General features: G+C 50.6%; 21 protein-coding genes. 16 read left to right on the top strand and 5 right to left on the bottom strand.

What is annotated here, in order from left to right; translation table 11 throughout:
• Positions 1 to 294 precede the first annotated feature (294 nt).
• From A7975_RS25555 to A7975_RS25540, 4 genes are all read left to right on the top strand, one after another.
• Complete coding sequence (locus A7975_RS25555) at positions 295 to 687, top strand: Fur family transcriptional regulator (RefSeq protein ID WP_053373678.1); 393 nt, start codon at positions 295 to 297, stop codon at positions 685 to 687.
• A complete protein-coding gene (locus A7975_RS25550) occupies positions 666 to 1,559 on the top strand; it encodes a winged helix-turn-helix transcriptional regulator (protein ID WP_082198455.1) in 894 nt (297 codons plus the stop codon). Before A7975_RS25555 ends, A7975_RS25550 begins: the two co-directional genes overlap by 22 nt.
• A gap of 171 nt (positions 1,560 to 1,730) precedes the next feature.
• Positions 1,731 to 3,185 carry a catalase gene (locus tag A7975_RS25545; protein ID WP_065387001.1) on the top strand — a complete coding sequence of 485 codons (1,455 nt, stop codon included), beginning with the start codon at positions 1,731 to 1,733 and terminating at the stop codon, positions 3,183 to 3,185.
• A gap of 1,045 nt (positions 3,186 to 4,230) precedes the next feature.
• On the top strand, positions 4,231 to 4,905 hold the full coding sequence (locus A7975_RS25540; RefSeq protein WP_065387000.1) for a DUF559 domain-containing protein: 675 nt from the start codon (positions 4,231 to 4,233) through the stop codon (positions 4,903 to 4,905).
• Between the two features lie 28 nt (positions 4,906 to 4,933).
• Here the strand turns inward: A7975_RS25540 and A7975_RS25535 are convergent, their stop codons facing one another.
• Together A7975_RS25535 and A7975_RS25530 are read right to left on the bottom strand one after the other, a co-directional pair.
• Positions 4,934 to 5,455, bottom strand: coding sequence for a GNAT family N-acetyltransferase (locus A7975_RS25535; protein WP_065386999.1), 522 nt, complete (start codon positions 5,453 to 5,455; stop codon positions 4,934 to 4,936).
• A gap of 141 nt (positions 5,456 to 5,596) precedes the next feature.
• Complete coding sequence (locus tag A7975_RS25530) at positions 5,597 to 6,829, bottom strand: alpha-L-fucosidase (protein WP_065386998.1); 1,233 nt, start codon at positions 6,827 to 6,829, stop codon at positions 5,597 to 5,599.
• Positions 6,830 to 7,033: 204 nt separating this feature from the next.
• Here A7975_RS25530 and A7975_RS25525 point away from each other — a divergent pair, with 204 nt between their 5' ends.
• The 12 genes from A7975_RS25525 (at position 7,034) to A7975_RS25470 (ending at position 19,045) form a co-directional block, all read left to right on the top strand.
• On the top strand, positions 7,034 to 7,858 hold the full coding sequence (locus A7975_RS25525) for an AraC family transcriptional regulator (RefSeq protein WP_053373684.1): 825 nt from the start codon (positions 7,034 to 7,036) through the stop codon (positions 7,856 to 7,858).
• Positions 7,859 to 8,058: 200 nt separating this feature from the next.
• Complete coding sequence (locus A7975_RS25520) at positions 8,059 to 8,895, top strand: DUF427 domain-containing protein (RefSeq protein WP_053373685.1); 837 nt, start codon at positions 8,059 to 8,061, stop codon at positions 8,893 to 8,895.
• 256 nt (positions 8,896 to 9,151) lie between these two features.
• A complete protein-coding gene (locus A7975_RS25515) occupies positions 9,152 to 10,288 on the top strand; it encodes a betaine/proline/choline family ABC transporter ATP-binding protein (RefSeq protein WP_053373686.1) in 1,137 nt (378 codons plus the stop codon).
• Positions 10,285 to 10,935 (top strand): ABC transporter permease, encoded by a 651-nt coding sequence (locus A7975_RS25510; RefSeq protein WP_065386997.1) that lies wholly within the window; start codon positions 10,285 to 10,287, stop codon positions 10,933 to 10,935. The genes A7975_RS25515 and A7975_RS25510 overlap by 4 nt, the downstream gene beginning before the upstream one ends.
• 27 nt (positions 10,936 to 10,962) lie before the next feature.
• Entirely contained in the window at positions 10,963 to 11,913 is a 951-nt protein-coding gene (locus A7975_RS25505) for an ABC transporter substrate-binding protein (protein ID WP_053373688.1), read from the top strand.
• Positions 11,914 to 11,942: 29 nt separating this feature from the next.
• Positions 11,943 to 13,301 carry an LLM class flavin-dependent oxidoreductase gene (locus tag A7975_RS25500; protein WP_053373689.1) on the top strand — a complete coding sequence of 453 codons (1,359 nt, stop codon included), beginning with the start codon at positions 11,943 to 11,945 and terminating at the stop codon, positions 13,299 to 13,301.
• Between the two features lie 19 nt (positions 13,302 to 13,320).
• Positions 13,321 to 14,148 carry a DUF427 domain-containing protein gene (locus tag A7975_RS25495; RefSeq protein WP_053373690.1) on the top strand — a complete coding sequence of 276 codons (828 nt, stop codon included), beginning with the start codon at positions 13,321 to 13,323 and terminating at the stop codon, positions 14,146 to 14,148.
• 28 nt (positions 14,149 to 14,176) lie between these two features.
• Positions 14,177 to 15,091, top strand: coding sequence for a DMT family transporter (locus A7975_RS25490; RefSeq protein ID WP_065386996.1), 915 nt, complete (start codon positions 14,177 to 14,179; stop codon positions 15,089 to 15,091).
• 13 nt (positions 15,092 to 15,104) lie between these two features.
• Positions 15,105 to 16,757, top strand: coding sequence for a thiourocanate hydratase (locus A7975_RS25485; RefSeq protein ID WP_255314560.1), 1,653 nt, complete (start codon positions 15,105 to 15,107; stop codon positions 16,755 to 16,757).
• A 26-nt stretch (positions 16,758 to 16,783) separates the two neighbouring features.
• Positions 16,784 to 17,881 carry a thiohydantoin desulfurase gene (locus A7975_RS25480; protein ID WP_065386995.1) on the top strand — a complete coding sequence of 366 codons (1,098 nt, stop codon included), beginning with the start codon at positions 16,784 to 16,786 and terminating at the stop codon, positions 17,879 to 17,881.
• A gap of 4 nt (positions 17,882 to 17,885) precedes the next feature.
• Complete coding sequence (locus A7975_RS25475) at positions 17,886 to 18,170, top strand: aromatic amino acid lyase (RefSeq protein ID WP_053373693.1); 285 nt, start codon at positions 17,886 to 17,888, stop codon at positions 18,168 to 18,170.
• 137 nt (positions 18,171 to 18,307) lie between these two features.
• Positions 18,308 to 19,045 carry an IclR family transcriptional regulator gene (locus A7975_RS25470; RefSeq protein WP_053377566.1) on the top strand — a complete coding sequence of 246 codons (738 nt, stop codon included), beginning with the start codon at positions 18,308 to 18,310 and terminating at the stop codon, positions 19,043 to 19,045.
• Between the two features lie 108 nt (positions 19,046 to 19,153).
• On the opposite strand, the gene A7975_RS25465 is transcribed toward A7975_RS25470, so the two are convergent.
• Genes A7975_RS25465 through A7975_RS25455 form a run of 3 tightly spaced genes read right to left on the bottom strand, consistent with a single transcriptional unit; the run spans position 19,154 to position 22,215 of the window.
• Positions 19,154 to 20,440 carry an ABC transporter substrate-binding protein gene (locus A7975_RS25465; protein ID WP_065386994.1) on the bottom strand — a complete coding sequence of 429 codons (1,287 nt, stop codon included), beginning with the start codon at positions 20,438 to 20,440 and terminating at the stop codon, positions 19,154 to 19,156.
• A gap of 60 nt (positions 20,441 to 20,500) precedes the next feature.
• On the bottom strand, positions 20,501 to 21,334 hold the full coding sequence (locus tag A7975_RS25460; protein WP_053373695.1) for a carbohydrate ABC transporter permease: 834 nt from the start codon (positions 21,332 to 21,334) through the stop codon (positions 20,501 to 20,503).
• Positions 21,334 to 22,215, bottom strand: coding sequence for a carbohydrate ABC transporter permease (locus tag A7975_RS25455; RefSeq protein ID WP_053373696.1), 882 nt, complete (start codon positions 22,213 to 22,215; stop codon positions 21,334 to 21,336). Before A7975_RS25455 ends, A7975_RS25460 begins: the two co-directional genes overlap by 1 nt.
• Between the last annotated feature and the right edge of the window lie 53 nt (positions 22,216 to 22,268).

Raw genomic sequence — 22,268 nt, 5'->3', positions numbered from 1 at the left:
TATTTCCTTCGGTACTCCTTCCCGAGTTAATGAGACATGCTTCGCTAACCTACTTCAATGGGCTATCCCCTCTCGTTTAAGATAGGCTTAGTATACACCTTTATTAGAATTTTGTAAATATTCAGATTATTCTTTTCGACAAAAAATTTGCAGCGTTTTCAAAGTTGCTTGGTTTGACGGAGAAGTGTGTTTAAGGGATGTGGATCGGCTCACGGATAGGCTGACGAGGTTGACCATTTGGTTGCATGAATTTATACTTAGTCTAAAGTCATTAATAGAAGGATTGATGTTCATATGAACAAAATTAACTTAACGATACAGCGTAAAGCGATATTAGAAGTCGTGCAGCATGCGGTTGACCACCCGACGGCGGCGGATGTCATTGACCGTTTGCGCGCCAAAGGCTTCAACTTCGCCTATGGCACGGTATACAACTCACTGAGGTATTTGACGGATGCGGGCCTCATTAGAGAGCTGAAGCTGGGTGAGGCGGTCAGCCGTTATGATGCCCGCACTGACGAGCACCAGCATATCGTGTGCACGGTCTGCGGCCGCGTGGATGAGGTGCTTACCGAATTGCCGAACGTATGGCTCCAGCAGGTAGCTTCGGAGACGAAATATAAAATCGAGCACGCTCAGGTCGTATTAGAGGGGGTTTGTGAATCATGCGCGACGAAGCAATCATAATGGATGAGGAAGCATGGATTAGGTTGGCTTCCTTAGAGCAAAGCGAAGCGGAAATCAGGATAGACGAGTCATCCATGAAAGCTGAAAGCTCTTTAAATCAGGATGAGGCAGCAAGCTTGTCGGAGGAAGAGCTGCTTCAAAACGGGATGCTTTGCTCGCTTACCCAGAGGGTCATGATTATTAGTCCGATGCCTGAACGGGTCAAAAGCTTGCTGGTCGCGCTGTCGTCCGAGTGCTTTGACGTGTTTTCGCTGCATGATTTCAACAAAAGCATGCTGCAAAGCCTGCAGCCGGAGCTGCTCGTCTATGATGCGATCCCGGTTGTCCATGCTTCTGGCGGCAATACGCTGCAAGCGGGTGCCGAATTGCTGGAATCTGCCGAAATGCACGCGGTGCCCGTCCTTATTTTGCTGGATCAGAAGTCGTATGATACGCGCGGCACCTTCGCACTGGGGACGGCGGAGCTGCTTGTGTGGCCGGCGAAACCGGAGCAAGCGGTCAAGCAAATCAATCGCATGCTGCTGAATCGTCCGACCGGCGCTGCCAAAGTGCCAGCGGAAGACATTCGATCGTTCAAAGATATTGAGATCGATCTAAAGAAAATGACGGTGGACCGAGCCGGGCAGCGCATCGATCTGACGAAGACGGAATATGATTTGCTGCTGCATTTCATATCCTCGGATGGCTCCGTCCTGACGCGGGAGTCTTTGCTCGATACGGTATGGGGCTTGCAATTTTATGGCGGCAGCAACTTGGTTGACGCTCATATTAAGAGCTTGCGCAAGAAGCTCAAAGACAGCGCAGTAGCGCCTAAATATATTGTAACAGTTCGGGGCGTGGGTTATCGGCTTGCGGATATTCGGGACCGTTAAGCATTAGCAGCTCCTTCCTCTGGCTAGATGCACGTGGAGTTAGCTTCCTTTTCATGAAACGTTCATCGTTCATTCATGGTGTTTTCATGACAGCCCTGCACCTATTCGATATGATTAGTTTAAAGATTTAGATCAAGTCTAAATATATAAACTAATCGATGAGGTGCTAATATGGAAAACTACCTAACGACTAATCTAGGAACGCCTGTAGGCGATAATCAAAACTCACGCACGGCAGGGCAGCGAGGCCCCGCATTATTGGAGGATTACCATCTGCTGGAGAAGCTTGCTCATTTTGACCGGGAGCGCATTCCGGAGCGTGTCGTCCATGCACGGGGCGCGGGCGCTCACGGCGTGTTCCGTACAGAGGCCAGCATGAAGGGGCATACGAAGGCTCATTTCATGCAGGAGGCTGGGGCGGAAACGCCTGTATTCGTACGGTTTTCGACCGTTATCAATGGAACAGGCTCGCCGGAAACGGCGCGTGATCCACGGGGTTTTGCGGTTAAATTTTATACGCAGGAAGGCAATTATGATATCGTAGGCAACCATTTGCCTGTATTTTTCATCCGTGACGCGATGAAGTTTCCGGATATGGTGCATTCCTTGAAGCCGGCGCCAAATACGAATATTCAAGATCCTGCGCGCTACTGGGACTTCATGACGCTATCGCCCGAATCCACTCATATGCTGACCTGGCTGTTCTCGGATGATGGCACGCCTGCCACTTACCGCGAAATGGACGGCTTCGGCGTACATGCCTTCAAATGGATCAATGACGCCGGCAAGCCGACCTACGTCAAATATCATTGGAAATCGCTGCAGGGCGTGCGCAACTTTACGGCGGCGGAAGCAAGCGAGATGCAAGGCAAAGATTTTAACCATGCGACACGTGACTTGCATGATGCGATCGAGCTTGGCAACTTCCCGGAGTGGGAGCTTCATGTGCAGCTGATGCCGGTTGACCATGTGGAGCGTTACGCGTTTGATCCGCTTGATCCAACGAAGGTATGGCCGGAGGACATGTACCCGCTGCAAAAGGTAGGGACGATGACGTTAAACCGCAATCCGGTTAACTATTTCGCAGAGGTGGAGCAGTCGGCGTTTTCTCCTGGCGCGTTAGTTCCCGGCATCGAGCCGTCGGAGGACAAGCTGCTGCAGGGCCGTTTGTTCTCCTATCCGGACACGCAGCGTTACCGCTTAGGCGCAAACTACCTGCATATCCCGGTTAATTGCCCATATGCTCCCGTTCGCAACCATCAACGTGATGGCGCAATGACGATGCAAGCTAACCCATCACCGGTTAATTACGAGCCTAACAGCTCGCCCGAGAGCCCGAAAGAAGCACCGGCTTATGCTGATTCTTATGCTCCCCTTCAAGGCTCGGCAGGCCGTCAAAGAATCGACAAAACCGACGATTTCACCCAGGCAGGCGAGCGATTCCGTTCTTTGCCGGAGGAGCAGCAAGCGAATCTAATCGCCAACGTGGTTGGCGAGCTGGAGCAGACGAACGACGACATCCGTCTACGCGCCATCTGCAACTTTTTCCGTGCCGACCGGACATTTGGCATGAAGCTGTCGCAAGCGCTCGGCGTAGATATAAGCAAGTTTATCCCGAGGGGATAAGAAGAGAGGGAGGCATAGGGCCTCCCTTTGTGCTGTCGGCAGTTGGGGCTCGGCGGGAATATATTTACGGGAAAAGCTCCTGCTAATTGTGAGCAGGGGATCCGTTATCGGACCTTTAACAGGAGAAACTCCCGTTAATTTCTCGGAATAGGCCGCTGCGCGGGTGATTTCTGAAAATTAGCTGGAGAAATTCCAGTTAAGTGCGTTTTTTCGCGAAAATATGATGATTTAGCAGGAGGAATTCCTGTTAAATCATATTGGCAAAGTGAGCTTGATTCCGATCAAATGGCACCAAAACAAACCACGCGTCCGTTGCTTGCTGTTTGGCAGTAATATTAGTATGTTGAGACTGCGCTGGCGGGTATGAGGCGGGTACGAGGCAAAGTTGCTATGTTCGATGGGAGTTATAGCTTGCTAAATGGCACCTAAATGCGGCGTATATGCTGATTGGTGTTTGAAGTAATATTAGTTTTTTGAGCGGCTTTGCGCTGGCTGGTATGAGGCTGGTATGAGGTGAAGTTGCTATGTTTGATGGGAATTTTAATATGCTAATGGAACCTAAATGCGCTAGTAATGAACTTGGAAGAGACATGCTGCTAGTTATTGGGTTTTTTAGCGAGTTAGGGACGGTGGCGTTGGTTACGGCTGAAATTAGCTGGAAAACCTCCTGCTAATTGTGAGCAGGGGAGCCCTTAAAAAACCTTTAACAGGAAAAGCTCCCGTTAATTTCTCTAAATTGACTGCTGCGAGGGTGATTTCTGAAAATTAGCTGGAGAAATTCCAGTTAAGTGCGTTTTCCTGTGAAAATATGATGATTTAGCAGGAGGAATTCCTGTTAAATCATTAGAGCCAAGATGCCGCTGCAGCATCCCGCTGAAGCGCTGGGCTGATTCCCTTAAAGTGTCGTGAATCCCGGGAAAAATGGGACTAGCCATATCATTCCAATTATTTTATAATCAGAGGCAAGAGACGAAGAACGTCCCGTTAACACTCGAAAGTGAGTGGCAGCGGGGCGTTTTCTATTTTCCAGAGAGGATGGATGAAAATGGGCAATGAAGAGACGTTTCGTTCCTTTATTCAGGATCATATCGACAAAAGGTCGGGAGAACGACGCGGGAGGCTGGAACGAGGATATGGACACGCAGAATCTTTGTTTTTGCGTAACGTATGGTGGCCGCTTCGTGGTGACTTTCAGCATTTGCATCCTGAGTACGAGGTGCTCGACTGGCGGGGGAGGCCATACTTTGCCGATTTCGCTTGGCTTCCGGGTAGGGTAAAGCTTATTTTTGAAATCAAGGGTTATGCTTCGCATGTACGCGATATGGATCGGCAAAAATATTGCAATGAACTGAACCGCGAAGCGTTCCTTCACGCGATGGGCTATCACGTAATCTCATTCGCCTACGATGATGTAGAGAGAAATCCCGCGCTTTGCATGTCGATGCTACGCATGGTGATAGGCAGGCATCAATCCAGCCAGTCGCCAATCACTCGCGTCATGCTTTCCGAGAACGAAGTTATTCGGCTCGCGATTCAGCAAGCGGAGCCCATTCGTCCAAAGGATGTGGAGAAGCATTTTGAGATCGATCACAAAACGGCGGTTAACCTTTTGCGAAAGCTATGCGCCAAAGGCTGGCTGCTGCCCTCATATCGCGGCAATAGAGAGCGAATCGTCCGATACGAGCTTGCCCATGATTTCTTTCGTAACTTAGATGACTAGAACGAACCTCTTCCGTCTCCATGCTCCATTAGCCAATCCAAAATCGCTTAATCACGTTGCCGTTTTCTTCAACGAATGAGGTATCCTCCACGCCGCCATTTCGCAAAATCGTTCTCTCCGACGGCACATTGCTTTCGTCGCATACGACAAGTGCTTTGTGGACGCCTAGCTTCCGCGCTTCCTCTAATGCTAGTGCCAATAGCTTCGTGGCGTAGCCTTTGCGTCTCTCGGAAGGACGGATGCCGTAACCGATATGGCCGCCGCAATTCATCAGCTTCTCGGTAAGCCCATGTCGAATGTTCACCGCTCCGACGATCCGTTTGTTTTCAGTAACAAGCCAAAAGGTAGAGTCCGGCACCCACCCTTCGGGCAAATGCTCGCCTTTCTCGTTAGCCAGCAAAGACTGCACCATGCCCTGAAAGTCGGCCGGGTCCAAGCTGACCACCCATGGCACGATATCTTCTTTGCTCTCGATCCATTCCTGATAAAAGTTCAAGTAGGCGTCTTTTAATGCTAAGGTCGGTTTTACCAATGAGACACTCGCTGCCATTAAATCCTCACCTTTCTTCAATGAATATCTAACCATGATGCTTTTTCTGTATTATACCGATTTATAGCCGCTTCACAGTGCTCAATCAAAAAAAAGCCCATCTCAATCGATAAAATCGAAAGAAACGGACTGCTCATAAAATCAACAATAATAACCGGCAAAGCTCCGTATTAATGCTTCGTCCACGCTAGAGGTAATTCGCAGCCGCAGCTCTTTGGTGTGAACCGTGTCGAAGCGGTCGATCTTTTTGTGGCCGATCGCGCTTCCTCTGGCCAGCTCCACCCACTCCCCTTGTTGCTCCGCCTCGAGCACGTAAGAGCGGATGCGCTCGCCGTGGGCGATGTCTTCCATCAAAATTACGTGATTGACGTCGGCAGCCGAGCCAAACGATAGAAGTACCGAATTTCCCTCGCCCTCGGTTTGGGCAATGGGGCTGGAGAATCTACGCTGAATTTCCTCCATAAGCTCAAGCAGCCGGTTAACGTCAGCCTCTGGCAGGAGTCCACGGTTATCGGGAGCCAGATTCAGCAGGAGCGTACAGCCGTGTCCGACAGAGCGATAATAGATATCGAGCAGGTTGTCCAGCGAGCGAAGCGTGTGCTCGTCATTCGGATGCCAGAACCAGCGGTCCTTGCGGATCGGCACATCGCATTCGGCAGGCACCCATGGCGGAGTTTCCGGCAGCCAAGTCGCCATATCGTCCGTGTACATGCTCAGCTTGGCTGAATCTGTCGTGTTCCAGCAAGGATAAGGAGCAACGCCGTCCTCATTGCCTACCCAGCGAATGGTTGGCACCCCCATATTGAATACCATCGCATCCGGCTGGTATTGGTTCACGATTCCAATGATGCGTCTCCAATCGTATTCTCTGCCATGCGATCCGGCTCCGTCGAACCAGACCTCGACAAGCGGTCCGTACTCGGTTAGAAGCTCCGTAAGCTGCGCGGCGTAAAAGTCGTCATAAGCCGCTTTGTCTGAATAACAAGGCTCATGCCGATCCCAAGGCGACAAGTACAAGCCAAAGCGGATGCCTTCTTCTTTGCAAGCGTCAGCAACCTCGCGAACCACATCGCCTTTCCCATTTTTCCAAGGACTCGATTTTACGGAATAATCGGTTGTCTTTGTCGGCCATAAACAGAAGCCGTCATGATGCTTGGCCGTTAATACAAAGTAAGCGAACCCCGCTTGTTTGGCTGTGCGGACCCATTGCCGGGCGTCAAGCTGCGTCGGGTTGAACAGCTCCGGCGAGTCATTGCCTTCTCCCCACTCCTGATCGCAAAACGTATTCATCCCAAAGTGGCAAAACATTCCGATTTCCATGTCCTGCCACATGAGCTGCTGTTTCGTTGGCTTAGCTAGTTCTGTTTGTTTCATTGCCATAATCCCCTTTCGAGTCATGTGTTGTGTATGATTCCTTGTAATAATGTTCATTTACCGTGTTGTGTTCTCTCATCCATGCGCTGTCCTGCACCTGTTGTTCCTACATTGTAAGATGCGGAACCGGGGAAATGAATGTATAATAATATGAGGTTTTTGCACAATAGTAAGCTATCTTCATGAATAAGGATGTGTGGCAGGATGAATTTGGCTCGCACGTATTTATCGAATACGCAGATCCACATGACGACAGGCGCTCTGACGAGAGTTCGTCCTGACTGGGGCGGCGTCAATACCATTCAAGGAGAAAATGCACTCTATTATTTTCTGGATGGAGAAGGCCGGCTGAAAATAAATAATATGGAATATTACCCCGTTCCGGGTGATCTATTTCTAGTGCCGGCAGGCACGCGTATTTCTTGCTCCACGGAGGAGAAGAATCCTTTTTTCAAATATTGGTGCCATTTTACCGCGACCGTCGGGGAAAATAATTTGTTCGATTTGCTGATCGCGCCTCATAACATCGCCCTAAGAAATGACGAATCGGTCAAAAATCAATTTCAAGAGCTGATTGACCAGCATGAGAGCGATGAGCTGGCAGCGCCTTTTATCGTCAAGTCGATTTTGTTTCATATGATGTCAAGATTCATTGAACGATCAACGGCAGATCCGCTGCAAACCGCATCGATTCCGTCCGTTCATAAGCTGTATATCGTGCTGCAATATATCGAAAAACATCTAACCGAGCAAATAACAGTCGAAACGTTGTCCCAGCTTGTCCACTTTCACCCGAAATATTTTTTGCACTATTTCAAATCGATGCTTGGAGTCTCGCCTATCGTCTATATCAACAAGAAGCGAATGCAAAAGGCAAGCGCTTTGCTGCTTCATTCGGAGAAAACAATCGCCGAAATTGCCGAGCAATTGGGCATGCAGACTCCGTATTTATCCCGTATGTTTAAAAGGTTTACAGGCTTTTCGCCGAATGAATTCAGGCAGCAGCATCGGTTGAATCAGCGTATATAAGCGTAAGATTGTAAAGGCGTTTCACAGTGCCGCAATGCGGCCCGTGGAGCGTCTTTCTTCGAATTCAAGCTTTCTAAATCTATATACTTAAATTCCTATTGGTTTTATCTGAATAACTATTGAGAAATGAAAAATGCGATGATATTATGTAATAGTGATAATTAATTATCTATAAATGAGATTAACGAGGAGGGAATTGGATGAGTCTTCATCAAACGGAGCAGCAATCCTGTCAGGCAGCAGATCCATCGAGGAAAAATCTGAAAGCGGAGCTGAATCCACGTTGGGTTCGTGTACAGGTGGGAGGTGTGACCATTGCAGACAGCAAATCGGTATTGACGCTGCATGAGCGGGGGCATTTGCCTGTCTATTATTTTCCGGAAGCGGATGTCCGCAAGGATTTGCTGGTGCCATCCGGGCATCAAACCCATTGCCCTTTGAAGGGAGACGCCTCTTATTGGAGCATCCAAGTGGGCGAGCGCCTTATTGAAAACGCGGTGTGGGGTTACGAGAACCCGATCCCTCAGAGCGAAGCGCTGCGCGGACATGTCGCCTTTTACTGGGATAAGGTCGATAAATGGCTGGAGGAAGAGGAAGAAATTTTCGTTCATCCTCGTGATCCGTACAAGCGGGTGGATGCCATCGCCAGTTCCCGCCATATTCAGGTTGTGCTGAACGGGGTGACGGTAGCGGAGAGCAAGCGTCCGGTTATCGTGTTTGAGACGGGAGTGCCTGTACGCTACTACCTGCCAATTGAGGACATTCGCCAGGAGTACTTTACCGAATCGAATCTGCAAACGAGCTGCCCATACAAAGGGACGGCTGCCTATTTATCTGCTGACGTCAACGGCCAGTCGTATGAAAATATTTTGTGGAGCTATCCGAATCCGATTCCGGAAATTCCGAAAATTGCCGGTCTGCACTCCTTTTACAATGAGCGGGTGGACGCCATTTTCGTAGACGGAGTGAAGGAAGCGGAGCCAAGCTGGTACCGCTCTGCGCTGGACTTTTTTAATGCCAGCGAGATTAAGGGGTAGCACAAAAATACAAGCTTAGCTAGTGATGACTGACCTGTTGACAGGAGGTCTTTTTTTATACCTTCGTTTAAACATTTAATTCCTATAGGATTAGTATAAATAATGATTGACAACGATTTAAGCCTGTAATATTATTGCAATATAGTCATTGGTTATCATATGTTAATAATATTAGAGGTCAACCTTACGCTAGGAGGTCTCATTTTCCTTTACAGGAGAGTGGGGCCTTTTATTTTTTTAGAAGGGATGGATGGGGATGAGCGAAGCTGCCGTAGAGTTCAAGCAGGTAAGCAAAAATTATGGCGCGGGATTCGTGCTGGAAAACTTTGATCTGACGGTGCCTAAGGAAAAGATTGTGACGATTATAGGCCCTTCCGGCTGCGGAAAAACGACGATTCTCAAAATGATTAATCGTCTGATCGAGCCGGAGGCCGGACAGATCCTGCTCGAAGGCAGCGACATCGGTTCTTTGGATCCAGTCGAGCTAAGGAGGAATATCGGATACGTCATTCAGCAAATCGGATTATTCCCGCATATGACCATCGAGGAGAACATCTCTGTCGTGCCTCGGCTGAAGGGAGAGGCGAAGCGGCAGCTGAAAGCCCGCACGGAAGAGCTGCTATCGCTTATCGGCTTGGACCCCGAATCGTATCGCAAACGCTATCCGCATGAATTAAGCGGAGGCCAGCAGCAAAGAATCGGCGTTGCCCGGGCGCTGGCTGCCGATCCTTCCATCGTCCTTATGGATGAGCCGTTCAGCGCGCTTGACCCGATCAGCCGCATTCAGCTGCAGAAGGAGCTGATCAAGCTGAACGAGCAGGTGAAGAAAACGATCGTCTTCGTCACGCATGACATTGACGAAGCGCTGAAGATCGCGGATCTCATCGTGCTGCTCAAGGACGGAAGAGTTGTGCAAGCAGGCACGCCGGAGGAGCTGCTTAACCATCCCGCGGATGCGTTCGTCCGTGAATTTATCGGACAAGAACGATTCCAGCCGAATGTGCCGCAGCATACGGTTGAAAGTGTGCTCGCCCATCATTTATCCATCCACTCCCACCTCACTGCAGTCGATGCGCTTCATTATGTGGAGAAGCATGAGCTGGAGGCGCTCGCTGTCACGAGCGCGGCCAACACGTATCTTGGCATTATCGGACTTGAGCAGCTGCGGAGCGAAGCGGCGCAGCGCGGCGAACGGCCGATTAATGAAATTATGCGGACAGACGCTCCTTACGTAAGAGGCGATGCGCCGATATCCCGCATTTTTGAGCTGCTGCGCAAAAACAGGATCGTTCCTGTCGTTGACGCATCGCATCATTTTCTGGGCGCAGTTACGCAAACGAGTCTAATCGAGGCGTTTGGGAAGCAGTTCAACAAGGAGGAGATGCTTGCATGAATCAGTTTTGGAACACGATAAAAGCGGACTGGGAGAACATTTTGCAAAAGACGATTGAGCATATGGAGCTGTCGCTCGTATCGGTTGTGATTGCCTGCGTGATCGCCATTCCAATCGGTATTTTTCTCACGACGCACAAGCGTCTCGCCAATGGCATCATAACGGTCGTATCCGTCATTCAGACGATCCCGAGCCTCGCGTTGTTCGGCTTTATGATTCCGCTGGTGGGCATCGGCACCAAGCCTGCCATCATCGCGTTGACGCTCTACGCGCTGCTGCCCATTTTGCAGAATACGTACGTAGGCATATCTGGCGTCAATCCGGCTTTAATCGAAGCCGGCACAGGAATGGGCATGACACGCGGGCAAATTTTATGGATGGTTCAACTGCCAATCGCACGCAGCTTTATAATGGCAGGCGTTCGCGTGGTAGCGGTACAGACGATCAGCTTAGCGACGATTGCGACTTATATTGCCGCAGGCGGGCTGGGCGACATTATTACGAGGGGCATTTCGATGATCAATACGAATGTGATTTTAGCGGGAGCGATTCCCGTTTCCCTGCTCGTCATCGTGGTCAATTTACTGCTGCTTCTGCTTAACCGCCGCTTAACGCCTAAGGGCCTCCGCGAGCAATCCAAAATATAAGGGAAAACACGAAAGGGGAAAACGACAATGAAAGCAAGTCATTCGACAGCAAGCAGCAACAGCAACAGGGGGAAATATTCGCTTCGCAATACCGTTATTTTGGGGGCAGCAGTATTGTTAATTGCCGTGATGAGCGGATGCTCTGCTACAGGCTCAGGCAAGTCTAGCACGATCAACATCGCAACCAAAGGATTTGCGGAGTCGGATATTTTGGCGAATGCGTTCAAGCTGCTTATCGAGAATGATACGAAGCTGAAAGCGAATGTAGAGACGCTGGATAACTCGTTGCTTTGGAACGCTTTAAACGAGGATAAAGTGGATGTTTATGCGGAGTACACAGGAACGGCACTGATCAATATTCTTAAAGCGGAGCCGGAGTTTGATCCTCAGGTAGCCTACGATAAGGTGAAAAAAGAACTGAAAGAGAAAAACCAGCTGACCGTGCTGGACCCAATAGGGTTCAACAACACGTATGCATTTGGCCTGCATAAGGACCAAGCGGATAAATACGGGATCAAGACGACTAGCCAGCTGGCAGAGAAATCCGGCGAGCTGATCTTCGGCGCAAGCGAGGAATTCATTAACCGTCCCGATGCTTGGCCTCCGATTCTTGAGAAATACAATCCGAAGTTCAAAGAAATCAAAACGATTCAAAACCCTGGCCTCGCGTATCAGGCGATCGACCAAAAGCTGATTGACTCAATGATTTTATATACGACAGACAGCCAGATCACGGTGAAGCCGATTGTTGTACTCGAAGACGATAAGCATGTTTTCCTTCCGTATTATGCGGTGCCAATCGTTCGTGACGAGGTGCTGAAGGAGCATCCTGAGCTGGAGAAGGTCTTGAATAAGCTTTCCGGAAAAATTACCGATGCGGAAATGCAGAAGCTGAACGGCGAAGTGGAATTAAAGCAAAGACCGGCATTGGATGTTGCCAAAGAGTGGCTGACGGCTAACGGCTTGATTGAAAAATAACAACAATACGAAGGAGCTGTGATCGTAAAATGAGCACACCAAAAAAACAAATGGCATTAGGCGCCATGATGTATTTTCCCGCAGGCGAGCATATTTCCAGCTGGCGTCACCCGGAGGCGGAAGCGGAGGGACTGCTTAATTTCGATTATTACAAACGAATTGTGCAGACGGCCGAGCGCGGCAAGTTCGATATGTTCTTTTATGCGGATGAGCTGTACGTTTGGGATCGGTTCGAATCGGGCGTAAGCCATTCCAACAGCATCCGGCCGGAGCCTTTCACCCTTCTATCGGCACTATCGGTTGTAACCGAGCGCATCGGGCTGGCTGCGACTATCTCCACGACGTATAACGAGCCTTATCATATCGCTAGAAAGCTGGCTACGCTCGATTTCTTAAGCAACGGACGTTCGGCGTGGAATATCGTAACCTCTCAAACGGATGAGGAAGCGCGCAACTTCGGCAAGGAGAAGCATCTCCAGCATGCGCTTAGATATGAGCGGGCAAGCGAATTCGTAGAGGTGACGCAAGGCTTGTGGGATAGCTGGGAGGATGATGCCCTGCTCTTCGACAAAGAAACGGGTTATTTTGCGGATAAGGATAAGCTTCATAATCTGGACCATAAAGGCAATGATTTTAACGTGCGAGGGCCGCTTAACGTATCTCGTCCGCCGCAAGGTTATCCCGTGCTTATCCAAGCAGGCGCATCCGAGGCTGGCAAAGAGCTGGCGGCTGCCAAGTCGGAGGTTGTTTTTGCCCCGGGCTCGACGTTTGCGCCGGGCGGCTTGCTGGAGGATGGACAGCGGCTGTACAAGGATATTAAAGACAGAATGGTCAAATACAACAGGCATCCAGACGAGCTGAAAATATTGCCGGGCATCATGCCGATTATCGGCCGTACGGAGTCGGAGGCCAAGGAGCGCCTTGCGGTAATTGAGGAGCTGACGCCGCAGAAGCTTGGACTGGATTTGCTGTCGCATTATTTGGGTCACGATATTTCCGGCTATCCGCTTGATGAGCCGCTGCCTTTCATTCCTGAAATCGATAGCTTTAATCAGAGCAAGAGCGGTTTGGAACGGATACTGGAAATTTTGAAGCAAGAGCCTCTGACGCTTCGCCAGTTGTATCAGCGGGTAACGAACAAGCGCGGCTTCGCCGGTACGCCGGAGCAGATCGCTGACCATTTGGAGGAGTGGTTCGTAAACGGCGCGGCTGACGGGTTCAATATCGCATTCCCGCATTTGCCGGGCAGCCTCGATGATTTCGTTAACTTGGTTATTCCTGAACTGCAGCGCCGCGGTTTGTTCCGTACGGAGTATACAGGCCGCACGCTTCGCGACCACTTGAATTTGCAGCGACCAGCCAATCGGAATACGTCGGTACGTATTTAAGACAAAGGAGTGATGGGAAATGTCGCATATAGATCCACAATGGTCATTGCGGGACGGTCAGCGCGAAGGGTGGCAAATTCGAGCGGAGCGCAGCCCCAAATGGATTCGTGTCGTCTTTGGCGGAGTTACGGTAGCCGATAGCAAGCAAGTATTGGTCGTGACGGAAACGGGCAGGCTGCCTGTCTATTATTTCCCCCTGGAGGATGTGAAGACGGAGCTTATCGCTTGGTCGGAGCAGCGCGAGAATCAAGGGAACAAGGGGGAGGCTGTATATGGAGATATTACAGTCGATAATCTTGTATTCGAGCGGGCAGCATGGCAATATCCGGAACCTGCGGGCGAGAGCTCGATCATTAAAGGCTATATCTCCTTTGCCTGGAAGCAAGCGGATGCGTGGTATGAGGAAGAAGAGCAAATTTTCGTGCATGCCAGAGATCCGTATTCGCGAATCGACGCGATTCCAAGCTCCCGCCATGTGCAGGTGTACATAGGCGGCAAGCTGATCGCGGATAGCCGTCGTCCGGTTATTTTGTACGAAACCGGTCTGACGCCCCGTTATTATTTGCCGAAAGAGGATATTCGGTTCGATCTGCTGAAGCCGTCCGCTACGACGACGCAATGCCCGTACAAAGGGACCGCCACCTATTGGTCCGCTCTACACGAGGATGGGCAAACGACCAAAGATATTGTGTGGAGCTATGCCGAAGCGCTGCCAGAGGTACATGAAATAGCCGGGCGGCTCAGCTTTTACAATGAGGAAGTAGATGCCATTTATATCGATGGCGTGCAGTGGAAGCTGCAGGAAGAGGACCGGCTCCCTTACAAAAACTCCGCGTCTCCCTTCTGATGATCAGGCCGATGAGGGAGTGGTCGTAATGCCAGCAGCGCCGCCATCGAGTAAAACGGCTTACATGGGGCTGTTTGCCGTTACGTTTTTGTGGGGAATCAGCTACGTCCTTAGCGCTTATCTGCTTAGAGGTTTTTCACCCGTGCTCTTATCTTTTCTTCGGATTCTAGTGACGGGAGTGGTTCTGTTTGCCATTAGCAGAACGCAGTCCCTTCAGCAACCAACAAGGACCGAGTGGCTGCTGCTGCTCGCGTCCTCCTTTTTTTTCACCTTGATTCAGCAGCCCTTTTATTTTCTTGGACTACAGTACTCGACTGCTGCTAATGGCTCTCTTATTTATGCGGTTGCTCCGCTGGTGACCCTTCTGCTGGAGGCCGTATTTTTCCGGGTGAGGCTGGAAGGCAAAAAGCTGGGCGGGGCGCTTCTTGGCTTCACAGGCGTCCTTGTCATTGTGGTCCCGGGCCGCTCAGCCCTTGGCGTGTCGATTGGCGATCTCTATTTAATTATTGCGATGCTGGGCTTCTCGGTCAGCTTGTTGTTTATTCCTAGGTTGTCTCAAAAGCTTTCGGCGTTTTCGGTTAATCTGTATTCCGCGTTCATTGGCGGCTCGCTTATGCTCCCGCTTGCGGCTAGCGAAAGTATTTTTAGCAAGCTTGAAGTAAGCAGGGATGGCATCATGTGGGCGCTTCTTGCCGCCGCCGGGCTGCTGAATGTGCTGGCAGGCTGGTGGTGGACCCACGGCGTTGCGGTTGTGGGAGCCGGAACCGCCTCGCTATTTAACAATTTGCCGCCATTTATCGCTCTCCTAGCTGGCTTCTTGCTGCTAGGGGATGCCATTGAAGCGACTCAGCTGCTGGGTGGAATTATTATATTGGCGGGTGTATTTATTTCTACTTATTCATGGAATAAGAAGCCGGCAGCAGAGGTAGGAAAGTCTGGATAATGAAGAGGAAAGGATGATCCTAATGGAACGAATAACCGCAGCTAGGGGCACGGAGCTTCGCTGCAAAGGCTGGAGACAGGAAGCGCTGCTTCGGATGCTGGAGAATGTGCTCGAGAACGGAGAGAACCAGAAGGATTTGATTGTATATGCGGCACTCGCTAAGGCAGCACGCGATTGGCCTTCTTACCATGCAATTGTGAGAACGCTTAAAGAGCTGGAAGAAGATGAAACGCTGGTGATCCAATCAGGGAAGCCGATCGGCATATTTAAGACGCACCGTTTTGCGCCGCTGATCGTAATGGCGAATTGCAATTTGGTCGGGCGATGGGCTACGAGTGAGAACTTTTACCGGCTGGAGGAAAAAGGTCTGCTCATTTGGGGCGGATTAACGGCTGCGGCGTGGCAATACATTGGGTCGCAAGGCGTTGTTCAAGGCACCTATGAGATCTTTCAGAGCATCGCGAGGAAGTATTTTGACAGCCATCTGCACGGCAGGTTTATTCTTACCGCCGGCCTTGGCGGCATGGGAGGCGCGCAGCCGCTTGCCGGAACGCTTGCCGGGGCTGCTATTCTCTGCGTTGAAGTATCCGAGGAGCGGGTCGACCGCCGCATTCAATCGGGTTATTTGCAGCGTAAGACGGACAGCTTGGACGAGGCGCTTGAGTGGATCGAGGATGCCGTTAAGAACAAGGCAGCGCTGTCGGTGGGGCTTGTCGGCAATGCGGCGGATATTTATCCAGCCATTGTGCAGCGCGGCATCGTGCCCGATATTGTAACGGATCAGACCTCTGCGCATGATTTGCTTTATGGCTATATTCCTGCCGGATACCGTGCAGAGGACCTACAGGCTCTGAGAGAACAGGAGCCCGCTAGACTGCAAGATGCTGCTGGAGCTTCTATCGCAAGGGAAGTAAGGGCGATGCTGGCATTTAAAGAACGGGGCTCCATCGTGTTCGACAACGGGAACAACATTCGCTCACAGGCGCAGCGGTACGGCGTGGAGCAGGCGTTTGAAATTGATATTTTCACAGAAGCGTTCCTCCGACCTTTGTTCGCAAGGGCTATCGGCCCTTTCCGCTGGGTTGCGCTCAGCGGCGAGGCACGCGATATACAAGCGATCGACGAATATATTCTCGAAGCGTTCGCAGATAACGACATTATCGTCAATTGGATTCGGCTGGCGCGCGAGCATGTCCCCGTTGAGGGTTTGCCCGCAAGAATTGGCTGGTTCGGTCACGGGGAACGGACGAAGCTTGCACTTGCCGTGAACCAAATGGTGCGAGAGGGCATTTTGAGCGGTCCGGTGGCATTCTCACGCGATCATCTAGATGCCGCGTCGATGACCCATCCCAATATTATGACGGAGAAAATGAAGGATGGCAGCGATGCCATCGCGGATTGGCCGCTTTTGAACGCGATGTTGAATTGCTCTTCCATGGCTGATCTTGTGACGATTCACTCTGGCGGCGGCGGATATTCCGGTTACATGACAAGCGCTGGCGTTACATTGGTTGCGGATGGGTCAGCTGAAAGCGATATTCGCTTGGAGACTACGTTAAATAATGATACTGGCCTCGGCGTTTTGCGATACGCAGATGCCGGGTATGAGGAATCGCTGGTTGAAGTAGAGCGCAAAGGAATTAGGCGGATTATAACAAACTCGTAAACGAGAATGAAATAGGGGGAATGACGATGCGTATTCTGACAAATGAGGATGTATGGGCAGCGGTAAGAGGAGGCTCCGTCTTTGCATGCGGAGGCGGGGGCTGGGTGGACCATGGGCTGCAAATCGGAGGAGCGGCCGTAGCGATCGGGCAGCCGCGGCTCGTATCCGTCGATGAGCTTCCGGATGACGCGATTATTATTACCGCAACGGCGATTGGTGCGCCAGCAGGGACAGATTGGCAAATGCTTGGAACGGATTATATTAAAGCGGTGAAGCTGCTGCAGGAGAGCTACGATGGCAAAATCGTGGGCGTCATGACTCCTCAAAACGGGATGTCGAGCACCATTAACGGCTGGCTTCCGGCCGCGCTGCTTGATTTGGTTGTCGTTGATGCAACAGGGGACATACGCGCTCATCCAACTGGGAAAATGGGCTCGATGGGACTCGCCGCCCTGGACGATTTCGAAACGATTCAAGTTGTCGTCGGAGGAAAACGCGAAAATGGCTCTTATCTTGAGCTGGTTGTCAAAGGCTCGCCCTCTAAGACTTCAAACATATTGCGTACGGCCGCCGATCAAGCGGGAGGCTTCATCGCATCGGCGCGCCATCCGCTACCGGCTTCCTACATTAAGAAGCATGCTGCAATCGGCGGGATCACGATTGCAATCGAGCTTGGCAAGGCGATTATCGCAGCGCAGCCGCAAGGCGCGCAGGCGGTGATCGATACGATTGTCACTCAGACAAACGGTACCATTCTTGGGGAGGGTGTGGTTACGCGCAGAGAAGTCCATTATTCAGGTGCTTTCGATATTGGGACCATTGATGTGAACGTAGATGGAGATACGATCACCCTTCACGTAATGAATGAATATATGGCAGCCGACGACAGCCGCGGCAATCGGTTAACGACGTACCCGGATGTCATTACGACGCTGTCTACGGAAACGGGCTTGCCGGTCAGCGTCGGTCATGTGGAGGTAGGAAGCAAGCTTGCCGTATTGTCCATCAATAAGAGCGAGGTTCCGTTAAGCTCAAGCGTCAAAGATCCAACCGTATATCCTGAGGTAGAGAAGGCGCTTGGCATACCGCTTGCAGCCTACGCGCTGGAAGGCATACAGGAATAGGCCGATGACCACCAAGCAGAAGGACCGGAGCCTTTTATTGAATGGAAGTACGTTGACGATAGAAGACGTGCAGCGGGTAGCGGATGATTTTGCTCGTGTGGAAATTGCGGAGGAAGCTTGGCAAGGGCTTGATCGCTCCGGAAAATTTGTGTTAAGCCAGTCATCAAGCGATGTTCCTATATACGGCTTTAACCGGGGTGTAGGCTGGAATAAAGACCGCGTGGTGGTCCGTCATTCCTTTTTTGGATCAGGATCGAAGCCTGACTGGAGATATCCATGCCGCATATAAGCTATTGAAAAGCGGTACGCTCATTCATCATCTGGGAGATGATGAGAAACCGGCAGCCCATCTCGCGGAAAGGGGTTTATAAGCTGACAACTAAATATATAGAAGAGAATCCAAGCACAAATGCTGAAGCAAGGTCGATGAATGGAACACAGACGCTGAGCAGAGCGCTGGACATCCTCTTTGCGCTTGCCGAAGCGGACGGAGCTTTGTCCGTGAGCGACATCGCACAGAAGGTATCCATACCGGAGAGCTCCATTTATCGTTTCTTGCAAACGCTGGAGCAGAATGGGATCGTGGAGCGCAGAGGCAAAGGGCAAATCGGCCTTGGCATGCGGATATTGGACCTTGCGAGGAGTCTCAGTCAACAGGTGCACAGAGAGCTGGTACCGCTTGCACTCCCTATCATGGAGGAATTGACGCAGGAGACGAACGAGACCTCGCTGCTGTTTGTCCGTTCGGGCACAAGCGCGATCAGCATTCAGACGGTCAGGAGCAAGGCGCTCATTCAATATTCCGCCGAGAACGGAAGAATGCTGCCGCTTTATTTGGGTGCTTCAGGCAAAGCCATATTAGCCTACGAGAGCGAAAAAACGATCCAGAACGTGCTCGACAAATTTGCGCCGAACTTATCCAAGGATACGCTGCTGCAAGAGCTGCATCATATCCGCGAGCAGGGTTATGCGCTCACACAGGGGGAAATTGATCCCGATGTATGCGCAGTTGGCGCGCCTATATTCGACTCAAGAGGAGCGCTTGTGGCGAGCTTGTCGATAGCCGGTCCCAAATACCGCTTTGATGATAAGCTAAGGCGACTATCGATCCAAGCGGTGCAGCATGCTGCCGAGCAGGTGTCGCGCAAGCTGGGCAAAGAATAAAAACGAAGAGCCTGCCAATGCGAGCGTGCCCTTCTCTGAGATAAATGAAAAAACAGCCGCTCAACCTCCATGATGGACGGTTAAACGGCTGTTTTCTTTATTTAAAGCTTATTTTTTCAGCTTATCCCAAGCGCCTTGCATGCCAGTCTCCCATGCGGACTCATCGATTCTGCCTGCGATGTACTGTTGAATGACGCTGGCAAATTCCTGCGTTACGCCATCGGGGTATTTCGAGGATTGCAAACCAAGTACTTTGTCAGCTTGTACGTAGTTGTAAACCTCGGTTCCGATATCGCCCATATCCTCAGGAGTAGCCGTAATCGTGGAAAGAGCCGGAATGAATTTGAATTTCTTCACGATGTATTCTTTACCGATATCGGAAGTAACGAGCCAGTTCAGGAATGTTTTCGCTTCTTCCTTCACGTCGGATTCTTTGTTGATTACAAGGTTAGCGGGAATACCAACGTTCAGCTTGTCGTTCGCTCCAGCATCCTCGCCAAGCGGCATCGGCAGCACGCCTAGGTTCATGTCAGGATTGATGCTGTCGATTTGCACTTGTGCCCAGTTGCCTTCCTGCATCATTGCAGCTTCGCCGCTGGCAAACAACGATACTTGCGTGTTGTAATCCGTTGTCAGCGGGTTTTTGTTGCCGTAATCAACCGTCAGCTTCATCAGCTTGGCCCATTCTGCGAATTTTTCGTTGCCTGGAATTTTTACAGAGCCATCGTTAAGGCCGGCGATAAAAGCATTGACGTCCGGTTGTTGCGCAAATGCAGGGTTAATGCCTTGGTTACCCATCAGCCACCACTCTTGGTACGCGTTGGCGAACGGCGTAATGCCTGCTGCTTTTAACGTTTTAGCGGCAGCTTCTAGCTGAGAGTACGTTTTCGGAAGCTCCGTAATGCCCGCTTTAGCAAAAAGATCTTTATTATAGATGTAGCCGAAGCCTTCAAGGTTCATCGCCATGCCGTATACTTTACCGTCTTTGGTCATAGGCTCAGCAGCCAAAGGTACAAGATCCTTCACCCATGCTTGGTCGGATAGATCCTCGAGCTTGTCCAGCCACATTTCCATTTCTGCGTAACCGCCATTAGAGAAAATGTCAGGCGCGTCGCCCGCCGCGAACTTTGTTTTAAGGGAAGCCCCATAGTCAGCGCCGCCGCCTACCGTTTGAATGTCCAGCTTAATGTTAGGGTATTCTTTATTAAACTCCACAGCCAATTCGTTAAGGCCTTCCACAATTTCGGTTTTGAATTGGAAAATGGTTACGGTTTTTGTCTCGCCCTTGTCTTTGTCCGTGCCGCCGCCTTCATTGTTGCTTCCGCCGCACGCGGACAAGATGATGCTCATGGCCAGCACAAGGCTAAGCGATAGCATGGTCAGCTTTTTATTCATGATGCAAATCCCCCTTGATTCAAGTTTTAGTATATGGAATCGACCGTTTGATTATAAGCGTTAGCCTTTAACCGAACCAGCCGCAACTCCCTCAACGATGTAACGCTGTAATAATAAGAAGAAAGCTACGATAGGCGTTATGCCAAGTACAAGCGCTGGAAGCGCAAGGTCCCATTGCTTCGTATATTGTCCGAAGAACGCGAAGGTCGCAAGCGGAATCGTACGCATATCGGGCTTCTGCAAAATAAGCGACGGAAGCAAGTAATCATTCCATACCCACAGGCAGTTCAAAATAATGACGGTCATAAGCATCGGCTTTAGCAGCGGAAGCACGATTCGGAAAAATACCGTAATCGGATTGCAGCCGTCAACGGTCGCCGCTTCTTCAATTTCTAGCGGAATCGCTTTGACGAAGCCGTGAAATAGAAAGAGCGAGAGCGGAGCGCCGAGACCGAGATAACACATAATAAGACCGTACATACTATTGTTGACGCCCAGCACGTTCACGACTTTTAGGAGCGGGATCATAATCGACTGGAACGGAATAACCATAGCGGCTACAAAAAGCATAAACAAAATGCGGTTAAAGCGCGTATTGGAACGAACCATCCGGTAAGCGCCCATCGCGCTGATGAGAGCCGTCAGAACAACGGTGACGACCGTGATGATCATGGAGTTGCTGAAGGCTTGCGGGAATCTCGTCAGCTTCCAAGCGCGGGAGTAGTTCTCCCAGTTGAACACCTGCGGCCAGCTTGCCGAATTGGCCATAATTTCGCCGAACGGCTTAACCGAGTTAACGAGCAGAAAATAAAAGGGCGCAAGGAATAATAGGCCGACGATAATCATGATCGCTTCGGTTATGAACAGCTTTCCGGTATATTTTTTCGTATCCATTAAGCTTCAACCTCCTTGCTCTTGGTGACGCGAACCTGTATAAGCGTAATGACGGCAACGACGATAAAGAAGATAAGCGACTTAGCGGTACCAAGACCGTAGCGGTTGTTTTGGAACGCTTCCGCATAAATGTTGAGCGCGACGGATTCCGTTGATTTGAACGGCCCGCCCTTGGTGAGCGATAGGTTAAGGTCGAACATTTTGAACGACCATGAGATTGCAAGGAAAAGACAGACGGTAACGGCAGGCATAATAAGCGGCAAAATAATGCTGCGAAGCACCTGCAAGCGAGTGGCGCCATCGATCTCAGCAGCCTCAAGCACTTCCTTCGATACGTTCGTAAGGGAAGCAATGTACACGACCATCAGATAGCCGGCTGACTGCCAGACGAATACCATCGTGATGCCCCAGAAGCCAGTCGTTTCATCGCCAAGCCAAGGAAGGTTGAAGAAGGACCAGCCGGTCATGTCGCCGACGGTGGAGAAGCCTTTTACGAATATAAACTGCCAAATGAAGCCGAGCAGCAAGCCGCCGATTACGTTAGGCATAAAGAAAATCGTCCGCAGGACGTTGCGTGATTTTAGCTTCTTTGTAAGCAGGTAGGCTAGGAAGAACCCGACCAAGTTGGTTAAAATAACGCCAACGACGGTGAACCGAATCGTAAACCAGAAGGAAGACCAGAAGTCGGCATCATTCGTAAAAATTTGTTTGAAGTTGTCGAACCCGACCCAATTTACAGTTCCTGCAACGCCGTTCCAATCGGTAAACGAGTAGTACATGCCAAGCAGAAACGGGATAATCATAATAAGTAGAAAAAAGACGGTAACGGGCCCCACAAACACCAATTGCGGCCACCATCCAGACATTCTCTTGCTGCCCATCGTTGCAACTCCCCTTTCTTTTCACCAGAAAACTATTGTATGTTTAATTATGC

The sequence above is a fragment of the Bacillus sp. FJAT-26390 genome (assembly GCF_001682865.1).
Classification (GTDB): domain Bacteria; phylum Bacillota; class Bacilli; order Paenibacillales; family Paenibacillaceae; genus Pristimantibacillus.
This window is presented reverse-complemented; position numbering and strand designations above follow the sequence as displayed.